27 protein-coding genes and 1 tRNA gene are annotated in these 24,715 nt (G+C 69.9%); 18 read left to right on the top strand and 10 right to left on the bottom strand.

Annotated elements, in window-relative coordinates:
* Positions 1 to 112: 112 nt before the first annotated feature.
* A tRNA-Arg gene (locus ACTIFS_RS04920) sits at positions 113 to 189 on the bottom strand.
* Between the two features lie 460 nt (positions 190 to 649).
* Here ACTIFS_RS04920 and ACTIFS_RS04915 point away from each other — a divergent pair.
* Positions 650 to 973, top strand: coding sequence for a hypothetical protein (locus ACTIFS_RS04915; protein ID WP_439572921.1), 324 nt, complete (start codon positions 650 to 652; stop codon positions 971 to 973).
* A 67-nt stretch (positions 974 to 1,040) separates the two neighbouring features.
* Here the strand turns inward: ACTIFS_RS04915 and hslU are convergent, their stop codons facing one another.
* The 3 genes from hslU to hslV all read right to left on the bottom strand — a co-directional run bounded on the left by hslU (position 1,041) and on the right by hslV (position 3,706).
* Positions 1,041 to 2,351: an ATP-dependent protease ATPase subunit HslU gene (hslU, locus tag ACTIFS_RS04910; protein ID WP_439572920.1), complete on the bottom strand. Its 1,311-nt coding sequence runs from the start codon at positions 2,349 to 2,351 to the stop codon at positions 1,041 to 1,043.
* Positions 2,352 to 2,409: 58 nt separating this feature from the next.
* Positions 2,410 to 2,946 carry a GNAT family N-acetyltransferase gene (locus tag ACTIFS_RS04905; RefSeq protein ID WP_439572919.1) on the bottom strand — a complete coding sequence of 179 codons (537 nt, stop codon included), beginning with the start codon at positions 2,944 to 2,946 and terminating at the stop codon, positions 2,410 to 2,412.
* A gap of 202 nt (positions 2,947 to 3,148) precedes the next feature.
* Positions 3,149 to 3,706 (bottom strand): ATP-dependent protease subunit HslV, encoded by a 558-nt coding sequence (hslV, locus tag ACTIFS_RS04900; RefSeq protein ID WP_439572918.1) that lies wholly within the window; start codon positions 3,704 to 3,706, stop codon positions 3,149 to 3,151.
* Positions 3,707 to 3,834: 128 nt separating this feature from the next.
* Between hslV and ACTIFS_RS04895 the strand changes: the two genes are divergently transcribed.
* The gene (locus ACTIFS_RS04895; RefSeq protein WP_439572917.1) at positions 3,835 to 4,335 is read left to right on the top strand and encodes a hypothetical protein; all 501 of its coding nucleotides are present in this window, start codon (positions 3,835 to 3,837) and stop codon (positions 4,333 to 4,335) included.
* A 4-nt stretch (positions 4,336 to 4,339) separates the two neighbouring features.
* Here the strand turns inward: ACTIFS_RS04895 and ACTIFS_RS04890 are convergent, their stop codons facing one another.
* On the bottom strand, positions 4,340 to 4,672 hold the full coding sequence (locus ACTIFS_RS04890; protein ID WP_439572916.1) for an MmcQ/YjbR family DNA-binding protein: 333 nt from the start codon (positions 4,670 to 4,672) through the stop codon (positions 4,340 to 4,342).
* 148 nt (positions 4,673 to 4,820) lie between these two features.
* Between ACTIFS_RS04890 and hisB the strand changes: the two genes are divergently transcribed.
* The 13 genes from hisB (at position 4,821) to ACTIFS_RS04825 (ending at position 15,302) form a co-directional block, all read left to right on the top strand.
* Positions 4,821 to 5,408: an imidazoleglycerol-phosphate dehydratase HisB gene (hisB, locus tag ACTIFS_RS04885; RefSeq protein ID WP_439572915.1), complete on the top strand. Its 588-nt coding sequence runs from the start codon at positions 4,821 to 4,823 to the stop codon at positions 5,406 to 5,408.
* The gene (locus ACTIFS_RS04880) at positions 5,409 to 5,942 is read left to right on the top strand and encodes a DUF2628 domain-containing protein (RefSeq protein WP_439572914.1); all 534 of its coding nucleotides are present in this window, start codon (positions 5,409 to 5,411) and stop codon (positions 5,940 to 5,942) included. It abuts the gene before it with no gap.
* The gene (gene hisH, locus ACTIFS_RS04875; protein WP_439572913.1) at positions 5,939 to 6,589 is read left to right on the top strand and encodes an imidazole glycerol phosphate synthase subunit HisH; all 651 of its coding nucleotides are present in this window, start codon (positions 5,939 to 5,941) and stop codon (positions 6,587 to 6,589) included. The genes ACTIFS_RS04880 and hisH overlap by 4 nt, the downstream gene beginning before the upstream one ends.
* A 217-nt stretch (positions 6,590 to 6,806) precedes the next feature.
* Positions 6,807 to 7,544 carry a 1-(5-phosphoribosyl)-5-[(5-phosphoribosylamino)methylideneamino]imidazole-4-carboxamide isomerase gene (gene hisA / locus ACTIFS_RS04870; protein WP_439572912.1) on the top strand — a complete coding sequence of 246 codons (738 nt, stop codon included), beginning with the start codon at positions 6,807 to 6,809 and terminating at the stop codon, positions 7,542 to 7,544.
* A gap of 32 nt (positions 7,545 to 7,576) precedes the next feature.
* Positions 7,577 to 8,185 carry a Uma2 family endonuclease gene (locus ACTIFS_RS04865; RefSeq protein WP_439572911.1) on the top strand — a complete coding sequence of 203 codons (609 nt, stop codon included), beginning with the start codon at positions 7,577 to 7,579 and terminating at the stop codon, positions 8,183 to 8,185.
* Positions 8,182 to 8,985: an imidazole glycerol phosphate synthase subunit HisF gene (gene hisF, locus ACTIFS_RS04860; RefSeq protein ID WP_439572910.1), complete on the top strand. Its 804-nt coding sequence runs from the start codon at positions 8,182 to 8,184 to the stop codon at positions 8,983 to 8,985. The genes ACTIFS_RS04865 and hisF overlap by 4 nt, the downstream gene beginning before the upstream one ends.
* Positions 8,986 to 9,054: 69 nt before the next feature.
* Positions 9,055 to 9,534: a nucleoside deaminase gene (locus ACTIFS_RS04855; protein WP_439572909.1), complete on the top strand. Its 480-nt coding sequence runs from the start codon at positions 9,055 to 9,057 to the stop codon at positions 9,532 to 9,534.
* On the top strand, positions 9,534 to 11,051 hold the full coding sequence (locus tag ACTIFS_RS04850) for an ABC transporter ATP-binding protein (protein ID WP_439572908.1): 1,518 nt from the start codon (positions 9,534 to 9,536) through the stop codon (positions 11,049 to 11,051). The genes ACTIFS_RS04855 and ACTIFS_RS04850 overlap by 1 nt, the downstream gene beginning before the upstream one ends.
* Before the next feature lie 229 nt (positions 11,052 to 11,280).
* Positions 11,281 to 12,357 (top strand): ABC transporter permease, encoded by a 1,077-nt coding sequence (locus tag ACTIFS_RS04845; protein ID WP_439572907.1) that lies wholly within the window; start codon positions 11,281 to 11,283, stop codon positions 12,355 to 12,357.
* Positions 12,357 to 13,274 (top strand): ABC transporter permease, encoded by a 918-nt coding sequence (locus tag ACTIFS_RS04840; RefSeq protein WP_439572906.1) that lies wholly within the window; start codon positions 12,357 to 12,359, stop codon positions 13,272 to 13,274. The genes ACTIFS_RS04845 and ACTIFS_RS04840 overlap by 1 nt, the downstream gene beginning before the upstream one ends.
* 127 nt (positions 13,275 to 13,401) lie before the next feature.
* Positions 13,402 to 13,782, top strand: coding sequence for a hypothetical protein (locus tag ACTIFS_RS04835; RefSeq protein WP_439572905.1), 381 nt, complete (start codon positions 13,402 to 13,404; stop codon positions 13,780 to 13,782).
* Positions 13,783 to 13,967: 185 nt separating this feature from the next.
* Positions 13,968 to 14,348: a hypothetical protein gene (locus ACTIFS_RS04830; protein WP_439572904.1), complete on the top strand. Its 381-nt coding sequence runs from the start codon at positions 13,968 to 13,970 to the stop codon at positions 14,346 to 14,348.
* Positions 14,349 to 14,615: 267 nt separating this feature from the next.
* Positions 14,616 to 15,302, top strand: a complete 687-nt coding sequence (locus ACTIFS_RS04825) for a Crp/Fnr family transcriptional regulator (RefSeq protein WP_439572903.1) — start codon at positions 14,616 to 14,618, stop codon at positions 15,300 to 15,302.
* Here the strand turns inward: ACTIFS_RS04825 and ACTIFS_RS04820 are convergent.
* Positions 15,277 to 16,587 carry an adenylate/guanylate cyclase domain-containing protein gene (locus ACTIFS_RS04820; protein WP_439572902.1) on the bottom strand — a complete coding sequence of 437 codons (1,311 nt, stop codon included), beginning with the start codon at positions 16,585 to 16,587 and terminating at the stop codon, positions 15,277 to 15,279. The two genes, ACTIFS_RS04825 and ACTIFS_RS04820, sit on opposite strands and share 26 nt — an antisense overlap.
* 170 nt (positions 16,588 to 16,757) lie before the next feature.
* Here ACTIFS_RS04820 and ACTIFS_RS04815 point away from each other — a divergent pair, with 170 nt between their 5' ends.
* Positions 16,758 to 19,568, top strand: coding sequence for a [protein-PII] uridylyltransferase (locus ACTIFS_RS04815; protein ID WP_439572901.1), 2,811 nt, complete (start codon positions 16,758 to 16,760; stop codon positions 19,566 to 19,568).
* Positions 19,569 to 19,580: 12 nt separating this feature from the next.
* Here the strand turns inward: ACTIFS_RS04815 and ACTIFS_RS04810 are convergent, their stop codons facing one another.
* A complete protein-coding gene (locus ACTIFS_RS04810; RefSeq protein ID WP_439572900.1) occupies positions 19,581 to 19,859 on the bottom strand; it encodes a hypothetical protein in 279 nt (92 codons plus the stop codon).
* A 186-nt stretch (positions 19,860 to 20,045) separates the two neighbouring features.
* On the opposite strand from ACTIFS_RS04810, the gene ACTIFS_RS04805 reads away from it, so the two are divergent.
* Entirely contained in the window at positions 20,046 to 22,253 is a 2,208-nt protein-coding gene (locus tag ACTIFS_RS04805) for a transglycosylase domain-containing protein (RefSeq protein ID WP_439572899.1), read from the top strand.
* Here ACTIFS_RS04805 and ACTIFS_RS04800 read toward each other — a convergent pair.
* On the bottom strand, positions 22,246 to 22,752 hold the full coding sequence (locus ACTIFS_RS04800; protein WP_439572898.1) for a winged helix-turn-helix transcriptional regulator: 507 nt from the start codon (positions 22,750 to 22,752) through the stop codon (positions 22,246 to 22,248). The genes ACTIFS_RS04805 and ACTIFS_RS04800 overlap by 8 nt on opposite strands.
* A gap of 173 nt (positions 22,753 to 22,925) precedes the next feature.
* On the opposite strand from ACTIFS_RS04800, the gene ACTIFS_RS04795 reads away from it, so the two are divergent.
* On the top strand, positions 22,926 to 23,297 hold the full coding sequence (locus tag ACTIFS_RS04795; RefSeq protein WP_439572897.1) for a hypothetical protein: 372 nt from the start codon (positions 22,926 to 22,928) through the stop codon (positions 23,295 to 23,297).
* 16 nt (positions 23,298 to 23,313) lie between these two features.
* Here ACTIFS_RS04795 and maiA read toward each other — a convergent pair whose 3' ends face one another.
* Positions 23,314 to 23,973 (bottom strand): maleylacetoacetate isomerase, encoded by a 660-nt coding sequence (gene maiA, locus ACTIFS_RS04790; protein ID WP_439572896.1) that lies wholly within the window; start codon positions 23,971 to 23,973, stop codon positions 23,314 to 23,316.
* 55 nt (positions 23,974 to 24,028) lie between these two features.
* Positions 24,029 to 24,532, bottom strand: a complete 504-nt coding sequence (locus tag ACTIFS_RS04785; RefSeq protein WP_439572895.1) for a MarR family winged helix-turn-helix transcriptional regulator — start codon at positions 24,530 to 24,532, stop codon at positions 24,029 to 24,031.
* Positions 24,533 to 24,715 lie beyond the last annotated feature (183 nt).

Here is a 24,715-nt window from a genome sequence, read left to right as displayed (position 1 = left end):
ACTTGCCGGTCTCGGCTGCGGGGATGGCATCGGATCGGGCGCGCATGTTGCGCTGGCAATACCCCGATGCGCCAAGGATCAATGGCATATCGCGCTAACCTAATGAAAAGTCTGGCGCACCCGGCACGATTCGAACGTGCGACCTTTGCCTTCGGAGGGCAACGCTCTATCCAGCTGAGCTACGGGTGCGGACCGTTGCGCGAGCCACGGTGATCCGTCTTTAGCGGATTGGTCCGTGCGCTGCAATCCGCTCCGACGGCGCGCCGAGCCGATCGTCGCCGGACAGCGCCGCGGCCCGTCCTGCCATTGCGGACATCGCTGCCGCCTGTCGCGCGGCGAGCCGTGCTTGCCGGGACCCTGCCCGTCCCGGTTGCTCCACGAGACGATCGTTTCCCCTCCCGAGGTCACGGCGGCATCCCAACGACATGACGGCGCCCCACGGACATGAACGGCATCCCGCAGGCCGGAAAGCGTCCCCCGAACAGGATGGCGGGCCATGGACAGGACGACATCCCGCGGACAGAACCTCATCCCGCCACAGGACGGCATCCCACAGGGCACGACGCCGTCCCGCTGATCGGCCCGCTGCCTTGAAGCTGCCCTTCCCCATGGTTATCTGGCGACACGTCGCACCGGACCCGACAGGATCATGATCCGATTCAGCCTCCGCTTCACCGGCTTCCTGATCGTCGCCTTCGGGTTCGTGCTGGCGGTCATCGACGGCACGCGCTCCATCGCCGGCCAGACGCTGCTTTTCACGTCTTTGTCCGAGAGCTGGCGCGCGGTCCATCCGCGGAGCCTCGTCGACCTGGAGCAGACGCTTGCCGGGCGCGGCCTCGACTGGCTGTGGGATCCGGTCATGCTGGTCATGCTGGCCCTGCCCATGGCGGCGCTGGCGCTCGTCTTCGGCGCGCTGCTCATGGCCCTCGGCCGAAAGCGCGAGCCCCGGATCGGCGTCATCGGCCGGCGCTGAGGCCGGAGAAAGCGACCCGCGCGCCGGTTTTTCGGCCGGCGCGCCGGAGCCCCGGGAGAGCGCGCCCTCAGAGGATGAAGCGGCTCAGATCGGCGTTCTTCGCCAGATCGCCGACGGTCTTCTGCACATAGGCGCCGTCCACCGTCACGGTGTCGCCGGAGCGGTCCGGGGCGGTGAAGGAAATCTCGTCCAGCACCCGCTCGATGATGGTCTGCAGCCGCCGGGCGCCGATGTTCTCCACGGAGGCATTCACCTCCACGGCAAGATCGGCGATGGCGTCGATGGCATCGTCGGTGAAGACGAGGTCGACCCCTTCGGTCTTCATCATGGCCACCGACTGGCGGATCAGGCTCGCCTCGGTCTCGGTCAGGATCGAGCGCAGGTCCTCGCGGGTCAGCGGCTTCAGCTCCACGCGGATCGGCAGGCGGCCCTGCAATTCCGGCAAGAGGTCCGAAGGCTTGGCGACGTGGAAGGCGCCGGAGGCGATGAACAGGATATGGTCGGACTTCACCGGCCCGTATTTGGTCGCAACCGTCGTGCCCTCGATCAGCGGCAGCAGGTCGCGCTGCACGCCCTCCCTTGACACTTCGCCGCCGCGCAAGCCCTCGCGTGCGCAGATCTTGTCGATCTCGTCGAGGAAGACGATGCCGTTGTTCTCGACGCTGCGGATCGCCTCCTGCGCGAGATTGTCCTGGTCGACCAGCTTGTCGGCCTCCTCCTGCACCAGCGGGTCGTAGGCCTCCTTCACCGTCGTGCGGCGCTGCCTGGTGCGCCCGCCCATCATCTTGCCGAGCATGTCGTTCAGGTTGGCGATGCCGATCTGCCCGCCCGGCATGCCGGGAATGTCCATCATCGGCAGGCCGGAGGGCGCGCCGGCCGAGACCTCGATGTCGATCTCCTTGGCGTCCATGTCGCCGTCGCGCAGCTTCTTGCGGAAGCTCTCGCGGGTGGCGGGCGAAGCGGTCTTGCCAACCAGGGCATCGAGCACGCGCTCCTCGGCCGCCAGATGCGCCTTGGCCTGCACCTCCTTGCGCTTGGTGTCGCGGATGAGGCCGATGCCGACCTCGACGAGGTCGCGCACGATCTGTTCCACGTCGCGGCCGACATAGCCGACCTCGGTGAACTTGGTGGCTTCCACCTTGAGGAACGGCGCATTGGCCAGCCGCGCCAATCGCCGCGAGATCTCGGTCTTGCCGACCCCTGTCGGGCCGATCATCAGGATGTTCTTCGGCACCACCTCCTCGCGGAGACTTTCCTCCAGCTGCAGGCGGCGCCAGCGGTTGCGCAGCGCGATGGCCACGGCGCGCTTGGCGTCCTTCTGGCCAATGATGTGGCGGTCGAGTTCGGAGACGATCTCGCGGGGGGAAAAATCGGTCATCGGGGTCCGGGAAGCGGGGAAGGCGGAAAGGATGGAGATGGCGATCCGGCGGCGGGGATCAAGACGCGGGGGCCTGGGGCATGGCTGGGACGGGCGGATCGCAGGTCATGTATTGCGCAGGGCCGAAGCCGGGCACGTCGCGGATATCGCGGCGCACGAAGCCGGCCTTCTCGAAGGCGCGGATCGACGCGGCATTGTCGGGATGCGGATCGGTGATCAGCCGCGGCACGCCGCGGGCGAAGGCCTCGCCGGCAAAGGATTTCAGGAAGGCGGAACCATGGCCCCTGCCTGTCAGGTCCACCTCGCCGATGGACAGGTCGAGCCCGAGCGTGCCCGTCGGCTCGCCGCGGAACGGGTGGTCGTCCTCGGCATTGGGATCGTAGTGCTGGAAATAGCCGACGGGCCGGCCATCGAGCAGCATCAGGAACGCCTCGACATGGGGATCGGCCAGGATGGTCTCGATCTCGGCCATCTCGTGCTCGATCTCGCCCCACCAGCGGGCGACATGCGGCCGCTGGAGCCAGGAGCGGACGAGGGGCAGGTCGGCACGGGTCAGCGGCGTGAAGGCGTAGGTCGGTCCGATTCCGGTTTCCACGGTCTGGCTCCTGTGAATGCCGCATCCGCACCCTCCCCGTCTCGCTGACGCTCGCCGGAGAGGGGACTTCGACCGCGCGTCCCGACACCAAAAGGGTCGCGCAAGGCCCATCGGTTGAAGGAAAGGGCGGGGCGTCAAAGTCCCCCTCTCCGCGCAGCGGGGAGGGTGAGGGTGGGGCCATCCATTGCGCCCGCCCCGCCCCTCAGCCGATGCTCTCGATGACGAGATTGCTGTTGGTATAGACGCAGATGTCGGCGGCGATGCCCATGGCGCGGCGCACGATCTCCTCGGCATCGTGCTCGCTGTCGGCCAGCGCGCGGGCGGCCGCCAGTGCGTAGTTGCCGCCCGAACCGATAGCCGCGATGCCATTCTCCGGCTCCAGCACGTCGCCGGTGCCGGTCAGGATCAGCGAGACGTCCTTGTCGGCCACGATCATCATGGCCTCCAGCCGGCGCAGATAGCGGTCGGTTCGCCAGTCCTTGGCGAGTTCCACCGCCGCGCGGGTCAGCTGGCCGGGAAACTGCTCGAGCTTGGCTTCCAGCCGCTCGAACAGCGTGAAGGCGTCGGCGGTGGCGCCGGCAAAGCCGCCGATCACGTCGCCCTTGGCGAGGCGGCGAACCTTGCGCGCATTGGCCTTGATGACGGTCTGGCCAAGGGAGACCTGGCCGTCGCCGCCGATCACGGCCTTGCCGTTCTTGCGCACCGTGCAGATGGTCGTGGCGTGCCAGCCGGGAAAGGAACTGTCGCTGCTCGAAGTCATGGAACCTCCGGAAAGAGCGTCATGTAGGCCGTTCCGGAGCCGACGCAAGCGGCCGCACTTGCGCCGGGCGGGCGCGGATGCAAGCTACGGCGCATGAACTCCGGACGCGACCCGCGCTACCCACGCCCATGACCGGCAAAGACCACCATCGCCAGGGCCCGTCCAGCAAGGAGCCGCTCTACCGGCGCGTCAACACGACCGCCCGGGGCGTCCACCACGATCGCGGCGGCGAATATCGCTGGTCGCGCGGCAAGGACGACCGCATCGCGCGGGGGGCCATGTCGCAGGGCAGGCAGCGCGGGCTGGACTATACGCCGCTGTTCCGCTTCCTGCTGTCCCGCGTCGGGCAAGACTGGGACGACGTGCAGGGCGAGGCGATCGCGAGGCTCGACAAGCCCGATCCGATCTTCTGGATGGTGGCGCGCACCGAGGACGAGAAGCGAGCCTTCGTGCGAATCGGCGAGAGCACCTACTACAGCGGCCTCTATATCGATGGCGACAACCGGCTGGCCAAGGTCGATCCCGGCCTGACGGTCGAAGCCATGAAGCCGGTCTGCTCGTGCTGCACCCACACGTTCAACGGCGTGCGCTTCGTCCGCAAATACGATCCGGACGACCGCTCCATGTAGCGCGTCAGCGACGGGCGGCCAGCAGCTTCGGTGGCGCCGCGCCCCGCCAGGCGGCGTTGAGGATGGACAGGACGAGCGCCCTGTCGGCGGCGGAAAGCTCGACCCGCGTCCAGCCCTGACGGCCCCAGCCGCCGGCAACCGGCCGAACCGCTCCGCCGCCGCTCTCGACGAACAGCGCCTGCTCGTCGGGGCCGAGCTTGACGTTCATGTCGCCGCCGGTCCCGAAGGTCGCGAAGATGCGCCCCTTGCCGGCCTTGACCGCCGTGCGGTCGAAATGGGGGTGGGAGGCGGCCTCGGGCAGGCCGAGCGCGAGGGAGAGGGCCTCGTCGCGCGTCATGGCAGTCTCCTGTCGATCGGGCGTGCCAGCCTGGCACGGGCCGGGCGGCGGCATGGCAGGAGCGGCGCGCCCGTCAACCAGCCTGCCGGCTTCAGCTTCCAAAGGGGCGGTGGCACTGGTAGAAGACCCGGCATCACCGGAGAAGGCCATGCGCAAGGGTCAGATCACCCGCACCACCCGGGAGACGGATATTTCCGTTTCCGTCGATCTCGACGGCAAGGGCCGGGCCGAAATCGGCACCGGTGTCGGCTTCTTCGACCACATGCTCGACCAGATCGCGCGGCACGCCATGATCGACCTGACCGTCGAGGCGAAGGGCGACCTGCATATCGACGACCACCACACGGTGGAAGATGTCGGCATCGCGCTGGGCCAGGCGGTGCGCCAGGCGCTGGGTGACATGAAGGGCATCACCCGCTATGCCGACGTCCACCTGCCCATGGACGGGACGCTGACGCGCGTTGCGGTCGACGTCTCCGGCCGGCCGTTCCTGGTGTTCCGGACCACCTTTGCCTGCGCCAAGATCGGCACGTTCGACACCGAGCTGGTGCGCGAGTTCTTTCAGGCCTTCGCCATGAATGCCGGCATCACGCTGCATGTGGAGACGCTCTACGACGACAATGCCCACCACGTCGCGGAAAGCTGTTTCAAGGGCCTCGCCCGGGCGCTGCGTGCGGCCGTCGCCATCGACCCCCGGCGGGCGGATGAAATCCCCTCCACCAAGGGCGTTCTCTAGATGGCCCGGCTGACCAGCTATACGGTTCACGTGCCGCCACCCAAGGCCGGCCGCGACGAGGACGTGGCGACGCAGTTCGTCGCCGACGCCTTTTCGTGGGTGGCGTTCCTGATGCCCTGGCTCTGGTTCCTGTGGCACCGCATGTGGCTTGCCACGCTCGGCTATCTGGTGCTGATGGCGGCGATTATGGCTGCCGCGATCACGCTCGGCGTGACGCCCAATGCCGGCGTGGCGGTGGCCGCCGCCTTCAACCTGCTGGTCGGGCTCGAGGCCACCAATATCCGCCGCCGCAAGCTGCGCTGGCTCGGCTATGAGGAGGCCGGCGTCGTCGTCGCCCGCAACCGCGAGGAGGCCGAGCGGCGCTGGTTCACCGAACAGGCAGCAGGACGGGCTCCCGCCTCGCCGCCGGACCGGCCGGCCGCCTTCACGCCCGCCGCGCCCATGGCATCTGCATCCGCTCCGGCATCGGCTTCGGGGTCCGGCATCATCGGCCTGTTCCCCGACGCCGACCCGGCGGCACGGGGCGGGCGGTGAGCGTCGCCATCGTCGATTACGGCTCGGGCAACCTGCATTCCGCGCAGAAGGCCTTCGAGCGGATGGCGCGTGAGCGCGGCCTCAATGCGCCGGTGCATGTCACCGCCGATCCCGACCGCGTCAGGAAGGCCGACCGCATCGTGCTGCCGGGCGTCGGCGCATTCGCCGACTGCAAGGCCGGCCTTGCCGGCGTGCCCGGCATGGTCGAGGCGATGACCGAGGCCGTGCGCGGACGCGGGCGGCCGTTTCTCGGCATCTGCGTCGGCATGCAGTTGATGGCCGGCCGCGGCCTCGAGAAGACCGAGACCGCCGGTCTCGGCTGGGTGCCCGGCGACATCGACCTGATCCGGCCGGCGGATGCGCGCCTCAAGATCCCGCATATGGGCTGGAACACGCTGAACACGACGCGCGCACACCCCGTCCTCGCCGGCATTGCCACCGGGCCGGACGGGCTGCACGCCTATTTCGTCCATTCCTACCACCTGACGGCGACGGCCGACGACGTGGTGCTTGCCGATGCCGACTACGGCACCAAGGTCACCGCCATGATCGCCCGCGACACCATGGTCGGCACCCAGTTCCACCCCGAGAAGAGCCAGCGCCTCGGCCTGGCCCTGATCGGAAATTTCCTGGAATGGCGGCCGTGAGCCCGTCCGCCCGGCAGGCGCGACCTGCCCTTCACCTCTCCCCGGCGGGGAGAGGTCGGCGCGCAGCGCCGGGTGAGGGGGCCGGGGCCAGGGCCATCCCCCACCCCCCCCCGCCGCTGACGCGCCGGTCGACCTCTCCCCGCCGGGGAGAGGTGAAACGCCCTTCCTGTCAGGCCGGGCCTTGCCCGGTGCTCCACCACGCCACCGGGACCGCGTCATGAGGCTCTTCCCCGCCATCGACCTCAAGGACGGCCGCTGCGTGCGCCTGCGCCAGGGCGACATGGCGCAGGCCACCGTCTATGCCGACGACCCGGCCGCGCAGGCGAAGGCCTTCGAGGACCAGGGTTTCGACTATCTCCACGTCGTCGATCTCGACGGCGCCTTTGCCGGCAAGCCGGTGAATGCCGCGGCCGTCGAGGCCATCCGCGCCGCGACCGCCTTCCCCGTCCAGCTCGGCGGCGGCATCCGCGACATGGCGACCGTCGAGGGCTGGCTGGCCAAGGGCGTCACCCGCGTCATCATCGGCACAGCGGCGGTGCGCCAGCCGGACTTCGTGAAGGAGGCGGCCCGCACCTTCCCCGGCCAGGTCGCGGTCGGCATCGACGCCCGCGACGGGTGGGTCGCCGTGGAGGGCTGGGCCGAGACCTCGACGCTTGCCGCCGACGATCTCGCCCGCCGGTTCGAGGATGCAGGCGTTGCCGCCATCGTCTATACCAACATTGCCCGCGACGGCATGCTGACCGGCATCGACTGGGACGGCACCATCGCGCTGGCCGACGCGGTCGCCATCCCCGTCATCGCCTCGGGGGGTCTTGCCTCGCTCGACGACGTGCGCGAGCTGATGACGCCGCGCGCGGCCAAACTGGACGGCGCCATCACCGGCAAGGCGCTCTATGACGGCCGGCTCGATCCGGCCGAGGCCATCGCGCTGATCCGTGCCGGCCGCGCGGCGTGACGACGCCCGCCGGTTTGGGCTATCATCGGCCCATGAACCTCCCGCCACCCCGCGCCCTGCGCCTTGCCGAAGGCGCGCCCCGCGACCCCGAGGGCTTCCTCGCCTGGGCGGCGAACACGTCCGCGCTGGAAGGCTTTCATGTCGAGCTGGCGAGGGGGGAGGTGACCATGATGATGGTCCGCGTGTCGCAGGCCCATGCACTTGTCTGCAGCAATCTGTCGTTTGCGATCCGCAGCAAGCTGGGTGAAGGACCATGGCTGGTGACCACAGCCGACTTTGGCGTTCGCACACCAGTTGGCATTCGATATCCGGACATCCTTGTGGCCCGCCCGGGAGAACCGCGCGACCTCGCGACGACGGCGCCCCTGATGGTCGCCGAAGTCCTGTCGCCGTCCTCCGTCGCCATCGACATGGTCGAGAAGCGCGACGAATACCTCCGCATTCCAACCCTTCAGGCCTATCTCGTCTGCTCGCAGGATGAGCCGCGCGCCTGGCTGTTCCGGCGCGACGACGGCGTGTTCCATCCGCATCCGACCATGATCGAGGGTCGCGAGGCGACCGTCGAGGTTCCCGCTCTCGCCCTCAGCCTGCCGATGGCGGACATCTTCGCCGGCATTCCGGACGCACCGACGCTGCCATGACCTTCAAAGTCCGCATCATTCCCTGCCTCGACGTCAAGGACGGACGCGTCGTCAAGGGCGTGCAGTTCGTCGACCTGGTCGATGCCGGCGACCCCGTCGAGGCCGCCAAGGCCTATGACGCGGCCGGCGCCGACGAACTGACCTTCCTCGACATCACCGCCTCGTCCGACGACCGGCGCACCATGTTCGACGTGGTGACCCGCACGGCGGAAGCCTGCTTCATGCCGCTCACCGTGGGCGGCGGCGTGCGCACGGTCGAGGACATCCGCGCGCTGCTCGTCTCGGGTGCCGACAAGGTCTCGATCAACACGGCGGCGGTGACCGACCGCGCCTTCGTCGGCCGGGCCGCCGACAAGTTTGGCAACCAGTGCATCGTCGTCGCCATCGACGCCAAGCGGGTGTCGGGCGAGGGCGAGACCGACCGCTGGGAGATCTTCACCCATGGCGGGCGCAAGCCGACCGGCATCGACGCCGTGGCCTATGCCCGCGAGGTGGTGGCGCTGGGCGCCGGCGAGATCCTGCTGACATCGATGGATCGCGACGGCACCAAGTCGGGCTTCGACCTGAAGCTGACCCGCGCCATTGCCGACGCCGTGCCGGTGCCGGTCATCGCCTCCGGCGGGGTCGGCGCGCTCGACCATTTCGTCGAGGGCGTGGCGAAGGGCGGCGCGACCGGCGTGCTGGCCGCGTCCGTCTTCCATTTCGGCACCTTCACCATCCCCGAGGTGAAGCGCCACATGAAGGCCGCCGGCCTGCCGGTGCGCATGGACGGCATTGCGGAACCTGCCGGCGCGGCCTGAGGCGATCCGGCGGACCAGCCATCGCAGTTGCGAATTGACTTCCATCCCGGTCCCGCCTGTGATCGGACCATGAGCGACGATCTCGACAGCCTCTTCCTTGCCCGCGCTGTGGCGCTCTCGCGCGCGCACATGGACGCCGGCCATGGCGGGCCGTTCGGCGCCGTGGTGGTGGTGGACGGCGCGGCGGTGGCCGAGGGCTGGAACCAGGTCACCTCCACCAACGATCCCACGGCCCATGCCGAGGTGGTGGCGATCCGCCGGGCCTGCGCGACGCTCGGCCGCTTCGACCTGAAGGGCGCCACGCTCTACACGAGCTGCGAGCCCTGCCCCATGTGCCTTGCCTCGGCGCTGTGGGCGCGCATGGACCGCATCGTCTATGCCAATACGCGCGACGATGCCGCCGCCATCGGCTTCGACGACGCGCCCTTCTACGAGGAGGTGCGCAGCGCGCCCGCAACGACTATGACCCGCATGGAGCACAGGCCCTCGCCCGAGGCGCGCGGCGTGTTCCGCGCATGGGCGGCCAAGCCCGACAAGGTCGCCTATTGATGACAGGCGCGGCCCCGCCCCTTCTCGAAGCCCGCGGGATCGTCAAGCGCTACGGCGCGCTGGTGGCCAACGACCATGTCGACCTGACGGTGGCAGGGGCGGAGATTCACGCCCTGCTCGGCGAGAACGGTGCCGGCAAGTCGACGCTGGTGAAAATCCTCTACGGCCTCGTGCAGCCCGGCGAGGGGCAGATCCTGTGGCAGGACCGGCCCCTGGCCATCGCCAGCCCGGCCGAGGCACGCCGGCTCGGCATCGGCATGGTGTTCCAGCACTTCTCGCTGTTCGAGGCGATGACGGTGGCCGAGAACGTGGCGCTGTCCCTGCCGCCCGGCACGGCGATGGCGACCATCGAGGCGGAGGTGGCGCGGCTGTCGCGGGCCTATGGCCTGCCGCTCGAGCCCAGGCGCGAGGTCTGGCGGCTCTCCGTCGGCGAGCGCCAGCGCGTGGAGATCGTCCGCGCCCTGCTGCAGAACCCGAAGCTGCTGATCCTCGACGAGCCGACCTCGGTGCTGACCCCGCAGGAAGCCGACCAGCTGTTCTCAACCCTGGACACGCTGAAGACCGAGGGGCGCAGCGTGCTCTACATCTCGCACAAGCTGGAGGAGGTCCGCCGGCTCTGCGACCGCGCGACCATCCTGCGGCTCGGCAGGGTGGTCGGCACCTGCGACCCGCGCGCCGAGACGGCCGCCAGCCTTGCCCGCATGATGGTCGGAACCGAGGTCCGGGAGGTGAAGGCCGCCCGGCACCAGACAGGCGCCGTCCGGCTGGCCGTTGCCGGGCTGTCGCTGGCCGCAACCGACAGCCATGGGACGCCGCTGAAGGACATCGCGCTGGAGGTGCGCGCAGGCGAGATCGTCGGCATTGCCGGCATTGCCGGAAACGGCCAGGACGAACTGTTTGCCGCGCTCTCCGGCGAACAGGCGAGCGCCGCGGCCGCCGTCTCCATCGACGGGCGGCCGGTGGGGGCGAAGGGCATCACCGCGCGCCGGCGTCTCGGCGCGGCCTTCGTGCCGGAGGAACGGCTCGGCCATGGCGCCGCCCCGCGCCTGACGCTGACCGAGAACGCGCTCGTCTCCGGCCACGCCACGGAGGGCTTCCTGCGCGGGGGACTGATCGACCGGAGCCGCCTTGCGGGTTTCGTCGCCAGGGTGGTCCAGGCCTTCGACGTGCGCATGGGCGGCACCGACCCCGAGGCGCGCGCGCTGTCCGGCGGCAACCTGCAGAAATTCGTCGTCGGCCGCGAAATCCTGCGCGAACCGGGGCTGCTGATCGTCGCGCAGCCGACCTGGGGCGTGGATGCGGCGGCGGCCGCGACCATCCGCCAGGCGCTGGTCGATCTTGCCGGGCGCGGCGCGGCGGTGCTGGTGATCAGCCAGGACCTCGATGAACTGTTCGGCCTTGCCGATCGCATCGCCGTCATCTCGGAGGGCCGGCTGACCGCCGCCGTGCCGACCGCCACGCTCACCCGCGAGGCGGTCGGCCTGATGATGGGCGGCCTTCATGGGGTCGCGGCATGAGGGGACCCGACGCCGCGACGCTCTTCGGGAAGATATGCCCCACCCGCACCCTCCCCTCGCTGCGCGAGGAGAGGGAGACTACGACCTCCCGCCCTGGCCGAAGCCGTTGGGCCAGGCACGAAAGGCCGAAACCGAGACGCGACGCCGAAGTCCCCCTCTCCCTGGAGCGGAGCGAACAAGGGGAGGGTGCGGGTGGGGCATCTGGATCCGTTCTCGCACCGGCTGTGCCATGCGCCTGATCCTCGAACGCCGCGACGACCGTCCCGCCTGGCTGTCGCTGGCCTCGCCGCTGATCGCGGTGGTGCTGACCCTGATCGCCGGCGCCATCCTGTTCGCGCTGATGGGCCGCCCTCCCCTCGCCGCCCTGAAAGTGTTCTTCCTCGATCCCCTGAGCGATGGCTGGGCGCTGCAGGAGCTAGCGGTCAAGGCGACGCCGCTGATCCTGATCGCGGTCGGCCTGACGCTCTGCTACCGCTCGAACAACTGGAACATCGGCGCCGAGGGCCAACTCGTGATGGGCGCCCTGTTCGGCTCCTGGCTGGCGCTGGCGACGCACGACGTTGCCAACGGCCCCTGGGTACTGCCGGCCATGCTGCTGCTCGGCATGATCGGCGGCATGGCCTGGGCGCTCATTCCCGCCATCCTCAAGGCCCGCCTCGGCGTCAACGAGATCCTGACCAGCCTGATGCTGGTCTATGTCGCCGAACTGATCCTCGACTATCTCGTGCGCGGACCCTGGCGCAATCCGCGCGGCTTCAACTTCCCGCAATCGGTGAACTTCGAGCCGGAGGCGACCATGCCGCTGCTGTTCGGCGGCGGGCGGATGCATGTCGGCTTCGTCATTGCGGTCGCCGTGGCGCTGATCGCCGCGCTGGTGGTCTCGCGCACGCTCAAGGGTTTCGAGATCCGGCTCGTCGGCGAGGCCCCGCGCGCCGCCCGCTTCGCCGGCTTCGACGACAGGCGCACGACCCTGTTCGTGTTCGCCGTGTCCGGCGCGCTCGCCGGCCTTGCCGGCATCATCGAGGTGGCGGGGCCGGTCGGCCAGCTCCAGCCCTCGATTTCGCCGGGCTACGGCTTCACCGCCATCATCGTCGCCTTCCTCGGCCGCCTGAACCCGCTCGGCGCGCTCGTCGCCGCGCTGTTCCTGGCGCTCACCTTCATCGGCGGGGAGAACGCGCAGATCGCCATGCGCATCCCGCTCGACGTGACGCGCGTGTTCCAGGGCCTGCTGCTGTTCTTCGTGCTCGGCTGCGACACGTTCCTGCTCTACCGCGTGAGGCTCCTCACCGGCGCGAGGGCCGCCTGATGGGCATGACCGAGGCCATCCTGCTCACCGTCATGACCGCCGCCACGCCGCTGCTGATCGCCGCGCTGGGCGAACTGGTGGTCGAGCGCTCCGGCGTGCTCAATCTCGGCGTCGAGGGCATGATGATCATCGGCGCGGCCACCGGCTTCGCCGCAGCCGTCCTGACCGGCTCGACGCTGGTCGGGGTCATCGCCGGCATCCTGGCCGGCATGCTGCTGGCGGCGGTGTTCGCGGCCCTGGCGCTCGGCCTTGCCGCCAACCAGGTGGCGACCGGCCTTGCCCTGACCATTCTCGGCCTCGGCCTTGCCGGGCTGATCGGCCGCGACTTCGTCGGCGCCCGCCGCGACCCGATGGCCAAGATCGTCGTGCCCTGGCTTTCCGACATTCCCGTGGTCGGCAAGATCCTGTTCGCCCAGGACCCGCTGGTCTATGCCTCGGCGGCGCTGGCCGCGGGGGTCTGGTGGTTCCTGTGGAAGACCCGCGCCGGCCTCGTCCTGCGCGCGGTCGGCGAGAGCCACGGCTCGGCCCATGCGCTCGGCTATTCCGTGCTGAAGATCCGCTTCCTCGCCGTGCTGTTCGGCGGCGGCTGCGCGGGCCTTGCGGGCGCCTATCTGTCGCTCGCCTATACGCCGTTCTGGGCGCCGGGCATGACCGCCGGCCGGGGCTGGATCGCGCTCGCCATCGTGGTCTTCGCCTCGTGGCTGCCGCTGCGCGCGGTGATCGGGGCCTATCTGTTCGGAGGCGTCACGGTGCTGCAGCTCCATGCCCAGGCGCGCGGCTGGGGCATTCCCAGCCAGGCCCTGTCGGCCCTGCCCTATCTCGCCACCATCGCCGTGCTGGTCGCCATCAGCCTCGGTCGGCGCGGCGACGGCCGGGCGCCTGCCTCGCTCGGCACCCCCTTCGTTCCGGATCGCTGAAGGGTTCATCGGTCCGGGTGGCAAAGTGCCGATCCGTGACGGCGCTCACATCGGCCATGACCCGACCCTGAGACAGTGGGATCACCGAAAGCAATCGGGCTTCGGTCAATCTCTCAGGGAGAGTATCATGACCAGCAAGACCACCAAGCTTCTCGCCGCTGCCGCCCTCGCCATCGCCGGAACGGTCGGCTTCGCGATGGCCGATGCCGAGGCCCGTGGCGGGCGCGGCGGAGGCGGCGGCATGCATGCCGGCGGCGGCGGGGGCGGCGGCTTCCGCGGCGGCGGGGGCGGGTTCCGCGGCGGCTTCCATGGCCATCGCGGATTCCACGGCCATCGTGGCTTCCACGGCCATCGCGGTCACTTCCACCGCCCCTGGCACCACAACCGCCATGGTCACTGGCACTGGCGCCACCGGCATATGGGCTTCTACGCCACGGGTGCCTGCTACCTGGTCCGCCGCTTCGATCCCGCGGTCGGCGTCTATCGGCGCGTCCAGGTCTGCAACTGACGCGATCCTCTCGACGGTCTCCGGCGGGGGCGGCTCGGGCCGCCCCCGCTTTCGTTTGGCGCGGCGTCCCGGCCGCCGGCATTCGCCAAATCCGTGACGGCGGTCACAGCGGGACTGGCAGGCCTCGGGCACGGTCCGATCACCGAACGCAATGAGGCTTCGGCCCAAACGAAAGGACCATTCCGATGAACCTCAAGACCAAGACCCTCCTGGCCGCCGCGGCACTCGCCATCGCCGGCACCATCAGCTTCGTTTCCACCGAGGCGGAAGCCCGTGGCGGACGCGGCGGCGGTGGCGGCATGCACGCCGGCGGCGGCGGGGGCGGCGGCTTCCGCGGCGGCATGGGCGGCTTCCGTGGCGGCTTCCATGGTCATCGCGGTTTCCATGGCCATCGCGGCTTCCACCGCCACGGCCATTTCCACCGCGGCCACCACTGGCACCGTTACCCGCACTGGCGCTACCGCTTCGGCGCCATCGCGATCGGCGGCGCGATTGCCGATTGCGGGTGGGTGCGCCGCTTCGATCCGGTCTATGGCGTCTATCGCCGGGTCCAGATCTGCGACTGATCCCGGCCTGTCCGTGACCGGGGCGGGACCGGCAGAGCCGCTCCCGCCCTTCGCCTGACCGATGGCTTGCCGGCCGGCCAGAGGGCCGCCCGGCCCGTCCAGAGCCGGCGGATGTCAGGCCCCGGCCGGCGCCTGTGCGCCCATGGCACCTGGGACGCGGGCCTCGTGGTCCGGCCGGCCCTCCTCATCCCCGGCCTGCGGCGGGGGCGGCACGCGCCGCCCCCGTTCGCCGCTTGTCTGGTGCCTCCATCCGTGTAGCCTTGGCCCATGGCCCAGGATCAGCCTCACCGGACGGAGTTCTTCGCCGCCCTGCCGCCGGAGGTGACGTCCCGGCTGCTGGAACGGGCCCATCCGGTGAAGGTCGGCGCCAACCAGACCCTGTTCATCGCCGGCGATCCGGGCGACGGCTGCTACATCATCGACGAGGGCCTTCTGAAGGTGGAGCTCGCGTCCGAGGCGGGCGTCAACCGCATCCTCGCGCTGCTCAGGCCCGGCGCGGTGGTCGGCGAGCTGTCGCTCATCGACGGGCGGCCGCGCTCGGCCTCGGTCTCGGCGCTGCGCGCCTCGAAGCTGCGCTTCGTCTCGCGCGCCGTGTTCGACGACCTGGTGGCCGGCGACCTTGCCACGCTGAAGGTGGTGGCGGCCATGCTGGCCACCCGGCTGCGCGACACCAACCAGGCGCTGGCCAGTTCCAATTTCATGCCGGTCAAGGACCGCGTGGCCGTGGCGCTGGTCGCGCTGGCCGAGGGCTTCGGCCAGACCGTCGGGCCGGGCCGCACGCTGATCAAGGTCAAGCTCAGCCAGGGCGACATCGCCGCCATGGCCGGCGTCTCGCGCGAGACGGCGAGCCGCATCCTCAACGACTGGCTGCGGCGCGGCGATGTCTCGCGCCTCGCCGGCTATTACTGCATCGAGCGGGACGAGGCGATCAGCCGGGCGGCGGAACAGTCCTGACCGGCGCCTGCCCGGCCTCGCCGATCAGGAAACAGGTCGGCACCGGGCCGATGCCCTTGACCTCCACCTCGCCGCGCGGCTCGAACAGGAACGCCCCGCCGGTCGCCTCGCGATAGGCATCGCAGACCTGGATCCGACCCGGCATGCCGGTCGATTCCATGCGCGAGGCCATGTTCACCGCATCGCCCCACAGGTCGTAGCCCATGCGCGAGCGGCCGATGATGCCGGCGGTCGCCGGCCCGCAATGGATGCCGATGCGCAGGGCGAGCCGGCTCCCGCCGAGCGGCGGATAGCGGTGCTGGGCGGCCTGCATGGCGAGCGCGAAGCGGCCCATGCGAACGGCCCCGTCGGCGTCGTCGCCGGAAATGCCGGCCGCGGCCATGTAGCTGTCGCCGATGGTCTTGATCTTCTGGATGCCGTGCGCGGCGCACAGGTCGTCCCAGTCGCGCACCACCCGGTCGAGCCAGGCCACCACCTCCTCCGGCGGCAGGCCGTGGGCGGCGGTGGTGAAGCCGACGAGATCGGCGAACAGCACGGTCGCCTGGTCGAGCCGGTCGGCGATGGGGCGGGCGGGATTGGCCTTCAGGCGGTCGGCGATGGGGCGCGGCAGCAGCACGGTCAGCAGCGAATCGGAGCGGGCGAGCGCGGTCTCCACCTCCTGCTGCGAGCGGCGCAGCAGGGTCAGCGCGTAGAAGATCATCACGCCATTGACCAGGATGGCGTTGATCATGGCGTGGTTGCCCAGCGTCTCGCGAATGGCGGTATCGTCCGGCACGATGAAGCCGCGCGCCGGGAACAGCCACATGGCCCCCGCCAGCGCCAGGCCGGCCGCGACCAGGAAGGGCAGCCAGGCGCGCCAGTTCTCCACGCCGACCAGCAGCATGATGCCGGCGGGCATCAGCGTGAAATAGACGTGCAGGCTGCTGTCGCGGCCGAGCATCAGCGAGACGAAGGCATTGCCGGCGGTGATCAGCGCGAGCAGGGCGACCGCGCTGGCATGCGGCCCGATCCGGTGCAGGCGCGGAATGAAGGCCAGCAGCACGACCATCAGCGCATTGTAGACGTGAATGATCATCATGCCGTGGAAGTCATGCAGGGCATTGGTGACCAGATGCGAGCCGGCATTGGCCATGGCCGAATAGACCGCGACATTGGTCAGCCGCTGGCGGCGCGCAACCTCGCGGTCCTCGGTGACCACGCCGAGCGACAGGAGCCGGTCGAGCCAGGCCGGCACGGCGATGCCGCGTCCGGCGCGCGGCTCGAAGAGAGGGTCCTGGTGGCTCATGCCCGATCGGTCCATCCGGGGATCGCCCCATCAATGGGGAGATCGGGGGCTTGGGCAAGGGGGGCTTGGGCAAGGGGGCCGGCCGTCCCGCCCGCATCTCGCCTCTGCGATCCGATGGGCGTATGGTCCGCGCTTCTGCGCTGAGCCAGCCGCACGGACCAAGCCGCTTCATGGATTCGCCTCCCGCCGTCATGCCCGCCCGTCGCCGTCCCGTCCGCGGCCCTCTGGCCGATCCGGCCGAGATGAAGCGCGAACTCGACCGCATCCATGTCCGGGCCGGCAATTCGGCCGAGGCCCGTGCCGAGGTGGTGCAGGTGCTCAAGCGGCGGCTCGGGGAGGCGCGTGCGGCGGCCGAGCAGCGCCTGATCGAGGATGCCGACGGCCGCGCCTGCGCCGAGGCGCTGTCGCATTTCCAGGACGAGGCGATCCGCGCCGTGTTCGACTGGGTGCGCGCCGAGCTCTACCCTTCCGACAACCCCTCCTCGGGCGAACGCATGACCGTGGTGGCCACCGGCGGCTATGGCCGCGGCATGCTGGCGCCCGGTTCGGACATCGACCTCCTGTTCCTGCTGCCCTACAAGCAGACCGCCTGGGGCGAGAGCGTCGCCGAGGCCATGCTCTACTGCCTGTGGGACATGGGCCTGAAGGTCGGCCATGCCACCCGCTCGGTGGACGAATGCGTGCGCCAGGCCCGCGCCGACCACACGATCCGCACGACCCTCCTGGAGGCGCGGTTTCTGCTCGGCGACCGGGCGCTGTTCGACGAACTGGAGCGGCGGTTCGACGCCGAGGTGGTCAAGGGCACGGTTGCCGATTTCGTCGCCGCCAAGCTTGCCGAGCGCGACGAACGGCACCGCAAGTCCGGCGCCTCGCGCTATCTGGTCGAGCCCAATGTCAAGGACGGCAAGGGCGGCCTGCGCGACCTGCACACGCTGTTCTGGATCGCTCGCTATGCCTACCGGGTGAAGACCGACGAGGAACTGGCGAAGAAGGGTGTGTTCACCCGCCGCGAGGCACAGATGTTCCGCCGATGCGAGCGCTTCCTGTGGACCGTGCGCTGCCACCTGCACTTCCTTACCGGCCGGCCGGAGGAGCGCCTGTCCTTCGACCTTCAGCGCGAGCTTGCCCCGCGGCTCGGCTATCGCGGCCATGCCGGCCTGGTCGATGTCGAGCGCTTCATGAAGCACTATTTCCTGGTCGCCAAGGATGTCGGGGATCTCACCGCCATCCTCTGCGCGGAGCTGGAGGAGCGCCACGAGAAGCCGGCGCCGGTGCTCGACCGGTTCCTCGCCCGGCTGAAGCCGCGCACCCGGCGCGGGTTCAAGGAAAGCCCCGACTTCCAGATCGACCATGACCGGATCACCGTGTCCGACGAGGAGGCGTTCACCCGCGAGCCGGCCAACATGATCCGCATGTTCTGGCTGGCCGACCGCTATAATCTGGCGCTCCATCCCGATGCCATGCGGCTGCTCACCCGCTCGCTCAAACTCGCCGACGAGACGCTGAGGACCGATGCGACGGCCAATCAGCTGTTCCTGTCGATCCTGACCTCGGCCAACACGCCGGAGATCGTGCTGCGGCGCATGAACGAGGCCGGGCTGCTCGGCCGCTTCGTGCCTGATTTCGGCCGGGTGGTCGCGATGATGCAGTTCAACATGTATCACCACTACACGGTGGACGAGCATCTCCTGCGCTGCATCGGCATGCTCCACCGGATCGAGCGCGACCCGAAGCCCGAGGACGGGCTGGCCGCCGACCTCGTCCGGTCGATCCAGCCGCGCAACCGCGACCTGCTCTACGTGGCGCTGTTCCTCCACGACATCGCCAAGGGGCGGCCCGAGGACCATTCGGTCGCGGGGGCGCGGGTGGCGCGCCGGCTGTGCCCGCGCTTCGGCCTGACCAAGGCGGAAACCGAGACGGTGTCCTGGCTGGTCGAGCACCACCTCGACATGTCGACCATCGCCCAGTCGCGCGATCTCGGCGAGCGCAAGACCATCGAGACCTTCGCCGGCATCGTGCAGTCGCTGGAGCGCATGAAGATGCTGCTCATCCTGACCACCGCCGACATCATGGCGGTGGGGCCGGGCGTGTGGAACGGCTGGAAGAGCCAGCTTCTCAAGACGCTCTATTACGAGACCGAGCCGGTGGTCACGGGCGGCTTCTCGGAGGTCAACCGCTCGCGCCGGGTGGAGATGGCGCAGGAGGAGTTCCGCCGCGCCGTCCCCGAGCGCCTGCCCACCCTCTCGGGGCCTGCGCTGGAGACCTATATCGGCCGCCACTACATGGCCTACTGGCTGAAGGTGGACCTTGCCACCAAGATCGAGCACGCCCGCTTCCTGCTGGACGCCGAGGCGACGCGCAAGACCCTGGCGAGCCGCGTCGATCTGGTTCCCGGCCAGGGCGTCACGCACCTGACCGTGCTGGCGCCAGACCATCCCCGGCTGCTCTCGATCATCGCGGGTGCCTGCGCGGCGGCGGGTGCCAACATCATCGGCGCGCAGATTTACACGACCACCGACGGGCTGGCCCTGGACACGATCTCGATCACCCGCGGGTTCGACCGCGACGAGGACGAGGAGCGGCGGGCGCGGCGCATCGCGGAGGGTATCGAGAAGGCCCTGCGCGGCGAGATCAGGCTCGGCGAGGCGGTGGCGGCGGCGGCCAGGAAATCGCCCAGCCGGAACCGCTCGCGCACGTTCAGGATCGCGCCGGAGGTGTCGATCAACAACACATGGTCGACACGCTACACGGTCATCGAGGTGGCCGGCCTCGACCGGCCGGGCCTGCTGCACGACCTGACCTCCGCCCTGTCGCGGCACAGCCTCAACATCGCCTCGGCCTATGTCGCCACCTTCGGCGAGAAGGCGGTGGACGTGTTCTATGTCACCGACCTGATGGGCGCGAAGATCCAGTCGGCCCAGCGTCAGGCGGCGATCCGCAAGGTGCTGACTTCGGTGCTCGAGGAGGATGCCGACCGCTGAGGCGGCGTCCGGTCAGTCAAGGAAGACGCGTTCGCCGCCGGTGCGGGCATCCATGGCGGAGAGCCGGTCGCGCAGGCGCTGCTCGGTATCGGTGAGACGGGCATGGAGGCGGCCCTCGGGGCTGTCCGGATCAGGGTCCGATGTTTCCGCTTCCAGCAGGATACGCATGGTCCTGACCCGCGCCAGCAGGGCGGCGACGAGGGCATCGGCCACCAGCCCCAGGGCTTCACCCTCTGGCAGGGTTTCCGGCGACAGTGTCTCGGCGATGGGCGAGGCATAGGACTGCGTCATGCCACCACGGCTAGCAGAAATGCCTTTACGGAAGGGAAACGGCCGGGCGGAAGCGCCCTGACAGTCCGTTTACCTTGATGAAGGCTGAAGCCCGGTCACGCGCCCGCCTTAACCGCCCCTTCATTGCGCCCGCTTTAGCTCGCAGGGAGGGGTCCGGAACAGGCAGGCCGAACGGCGACGGGAGCGATGGGACGCAGCCGCAAGGGCAGGGACGAGCGGATCGAACCGCGCTTCGGCACCGCGCGCGGCGGCATGGACCTGCGCGCCCATTCCGAGGACCGTCCCTGGGTGGCGGTTGCTGCCCCCGAACGGCCGAGCCCGAAGGTGCGCGGCGAGCCCGAACGGAAGCCGGCGAAGCCCGAGCGCAAGCGTCCGGCCGGGCGCGAGACCGACAACCGGGCGCCCGAGGACCGTTCGCGCAAGCGCCGCAAGCGGCGCGGCCTTTTCGGCACGCTGATGGTCTGGGGCCTGACCGCCTCGGTCTGGCTGGTGATCCTGGCGGCGGGCGTGATCGCCTGGTACGCGGCCCACCTGCCGCCGACCCATGCGCTGGAAGTGCCGCCGCGCCCGCCCAATGTCGCCATCGTCGCGGCCGACGGGGCGGAACTGGCCAACCGGGGCGATACGGGCGGGGCCGCCGTGCCGGTTCGCAGCCTGCCGCGCCATGTGCCGGATGCTCTGATCGCCATCGAGGACCGGCGGTTCCGCTCCCATTTCGGCATCGATCCGATCGGCCTCATGCGCGCAGCCGTGACCAATTTCACCAATCGCGGGGTCCATCAGGGCGGCTCGACCCTGACCCAGCAGCTTGCCAAGAACCTGTTCCTGACGCCCGACCGGACCATGGGACGCAAGATCCAGGAGGCGGTTCTGGCGCTCTGGCTGGAGAGCAATTATTCCAAGGACCAGATCCTCGAACTCTACCTGAACCGCGTCTATTTCGGCGCCGGCGCCTATGGCATCGAGGCCGCCGCGCGCCGCTATTACGACAAGCCCGCCACCGCCCTCACGCTTCAGGAGGCGGCCGTCATCGCCGGCCTGGTCAAGGCCCCCTCGCGGCTGGCGCCGACGCGCAACCCGGAAGCGGCACAGGCGCGGGCGCAGCTGGTGCTGACCGCCATGGCCGAGCAGGGCCTGATCACCGACCAGCAGCTGCGCGTGGCGAATGCGGACCCGGCCCGTACCAACCGGGCGGCCCAGTCCGGCTCGATCAACTATGTCGCCGACTGGGTCATGGACCTGATCGACGACTATGTCGGCAAGGTGGAGACCGACATCGTGGTGGAGACCACGATCATGGCGCCCGTCCAGCAGGCGGCCGAGGCGGCGCTGCGCGAGGCGCTGGCGCGCGGCGGCCAGCGCCACGGGGTCGAGCAGGGCGCAGTGGTGGTGATCGACACGGCCGGCGCGGTGCGCGCCCTCGTCGGCGGGCGCGACTATGCGCAGAGCCAGTTCAACCGGGCGGTGGCGGCGCGCCGCCAGCCGGGCTCGGCCTTCAAGGCCTTCGTCTATCTCGCCGCCCTCGAACGCGGCCTGACCCCCGACACGGTGCGCCCGGACGCGCCGGTGCAGGTGCAGGGCTGGCGGCCGGAGAACTATACCCGCGACTATCGCGGCGACGTGACGCTGTCGCAGGCGCTCGCCGCCTCGCTGAACACGGTGGCCGTCCGGCTTGGCCAGGAGGCCGGCCCGCGGGCCGTCGTGCGCACCGCCCAGCGGCTGGGCATCGGTTCGGCGCTCAATGCCAATCCGTCGATCGCGCTCGGCACGTCGGAGGTGAACCTGCTTGAGCTGACGGGTGCCTACGCGCCCTTCGCCAATGGCGGGACCGGCGTCGTGCCGCATGTCATCACGCGCATCCGCACGGCCTCGGGGCGGGTGCTATTCCAGCGCCCGCGCCTCAGCCTCGGGCAGGTGGTGGAGCCGCGCCACGCGGCCATGATGAACGCCATGATGAACCAGACGACCGTCTCGGGCACCGGCCGCACCGTGCGCCTGCCCGGCTGGATCGTCGCCGGCAAGACCGGCACCAGCCAGGATTTCCGTGACGCGTGGTTCGTCGGCTATACGGGCCGCTTCGTCGGCGGGGTCTGGTTCGGCAATGACGACGGCACGCCGACGCGCCGGCTGACTGGCGGCGGGCTGCCCGTCGATGTGTGGAACCGGGTCATGGCGGAAGCCCATCGCGGCCAGCCGATGACCGACCTGCCCGGCAACTGGCGCTCCTATGGCGGGTCCGACCGGATCCTGCCCGGAGAGACCCTCGACCAGCCCATGGCGATGACGCCGACCGATGCGCGCCGCGCGGCCCGCCGGCCGGCCGAGCCCGAGGACCGCAGCGCCGTGGTGCGGCCGCAGCCCGGCGCGGGCCTGTTCGACCGTCTGTTCAGGTAGCGGCGTTGGCCTTCAGGCGGCGGGCGACGACCGCCGTTCCCGGCAACTCGGCATTGCCCGGTCCCGGCAGGGCCAGGACATCGGCCGCCTCGACCGCGCCGCCGCAATGGCCGCAGGTCACCCGCGCATGGAGATCGCCGCCGCAGGTCCTGTGGACGAAGCGCATCGGCACGCCCTCGCGCGGCCGCACCCAGCGATCACCCCAGGCCGAGAGCGCCAGCAGCACCGGCACCAGTTCCTCGCCCGCGCGGGTCAGCACGTAATCGTGGCGCAGCGGCCTCTGGCTGTAGGCGCGCTTGTCGACCACGCCGCTGTCGACCAGCCATTTGAGGCGGCGGGCGAGCAGGTTGCGGGAAATTCCGAGATCCGTGACCAGGTCGTCGAACCGGCTGACCCCGATGAACAGGTCGCGCAGGATCAGCGGCGTCCACCAGTCCCCGATGACCTCGAGGCTGCGGCCGAGCGTGCATCGCATGTCAGCGAAACTGATTCGGTCCATGGCATCATCCTTGTCGGTATTCTGATTGAATGCAATGCAGCGAGGGGGCGTCGGTGCGCCGGGCCCGACGAGGCCGCGCGACGCGGCAATCACGACCTTGCGATGCAACGGCGGCCGCCCATATGCGTTGGGCCGACACGGGCCGGAGTTGGCTCACACGGGAAGAAGGGCCGATGCGCAAGTTTGTCTGGATTGCCGCCATCACCGGCACCGCCGTCTGGTCGCTGGTGGCGCTGGTCGGCTGGGCCATCGTCTCCTTCCTGCTGGGCGAGGTGGCGGCCAGCGGCACAGCGCCGGGATTCACGCCCGAGCCCATGACCTTCGCCTGGTTCGCCGGCAAGGTGCAGACGCTCGGCGGGCTTGCCATCCTCGGCGGTTGGCTGGTCGGCGTCGCCCTGATGCTCGGAACCGCCCTGCTGGTGAGCCGCATCGCGGGACGGCGCGATCCGCGCCTCAATGTGCGCCCGCGCGGCCAGGGCGCATCCTATCCCTCGACCTTTCCGGGGCCCGGCGGGCCGCCCGCCGGCGGCAGCGCGCGGCGCTGAGCCCGTCCGGCTCCGGTCATTCGGCGTCGGGCTGGGCCTCCGGGCGGGCGCGGGCGAAGGCATCGAGCTTCAGGCAGGCCTCGGTGACGGCCGCCAGCCGCGGAAAATCGTCGACCGCCACCTTGAACCGCCAGGCGTTGAACATCTGCGGCACGATGCAGAGGTCGGCGAGCGTGACCTGCGCCCCGAAGGCGTAGGGGCCGGGCGCGATCATCCGCTCGAGCGCCGCCAGTCCGTCGCGGACGAAATGGGCATACCAGCGGTCGATCCCCTCCTGCGGCACGCCGATCTCGGACTTCAGCCAGGCCAGCGTGCCGCTGTTGTTGACCGGATGGATGTCGCAGGCGATCACCTGCGCCGCCGCCCGCACCCGCGCCCGCATCAGCGGGTCGGCCGGCAGAAGCGGCGGTTCGGGCACGGTCTCGTCGAGCCAGTCGATGATGGCGAGCGACTGGGTGAGAACCACCGTCTCGCCGCCGGAGACGATCTCCAGCGAGGGCACCCGCCCCTGCGGGTTCACCGCCCGGTAGCTCGGCTTCTTCTGCTCGCCGCCGTCGCGCACCAGATGGATCGGCACGCTGTCATAGACGATGCCCTTGAGATTCAGGGCGATGCGGACGCGAAAGGCGGCCGACGAGCGGAAATAGGTGTAGAGCCGGACGGTCTCGATCGGCATGTGCATCCCCTGGCTGGCACGGCCAGTCTCGTGCGGTGTGGCGCGGCTGGAAAGGCTATTCCGGTTCGCCGCCGCCGGTTTCCGCCAAAAGGGCCTCGGCACGGGCGATCAGCCGGCCGATGAGCGCGTCGATGTCCCCCCGGTCGCCGGTTGCGATGCCGCGGAGCAGGCTCTGCTCGAAATCCAGCGCCACGGGCACGAGGTCGTCATAGACCGCCCGGCCGTCCGGGCTCAGCGCGAGGAAGGATTCGCGCAGGTCCTGCCGGTTGGCGCGCCGCGTCACCAGCTTGCGCCGCGTCAGGGAGGCGACGGCACGCGAGACCTTGGTCTTGTGCATGTGGCTGTGCCCGCCGATGTCCTTGGCCGTCATGGTGCCGAACTGGCCGAGCGTCGCGATGATTCGCCATTCGGGAATGCCGAAGCCGTAGCGCCGGGCATAGAGGCCGGACAGGGCCTGGCTGACGGTGGAGGCCAGCACGTTCAGCCGATAGGGCAGGAAGCCCTCCAGTTCCAGCTTGCGGACGCCCTCCCCGCGGTCGTCCACACTTCGACCGTCCATGTTCCGCCCCTGCTGCATGCCTGTCGCCCTCCGCGAGGCTAGGACCTGTCCCGTCCCGTTTCAACGCGATCCGCGAAAATATGCACGCTATGGTCGCACTCTCAACTGTCTCTGGCCAATCGCACCGCGAATGGCTTTGATGGTGACCCGGCCGCCAGAGCCGGGAACAGACCGACACGCAGC

Source organism: Phreatobacter sp. (assembly GCF_051860605.1).
Classification (GTDB): Bacteria; Pseudomonadota; Alphaproteobacteria; order Rhizobiales; family Phreatobacteraceae; genus Phreatobacter.
This window is presented reverse-complemented; position numbering and strand designations above follow the sequence as displayed.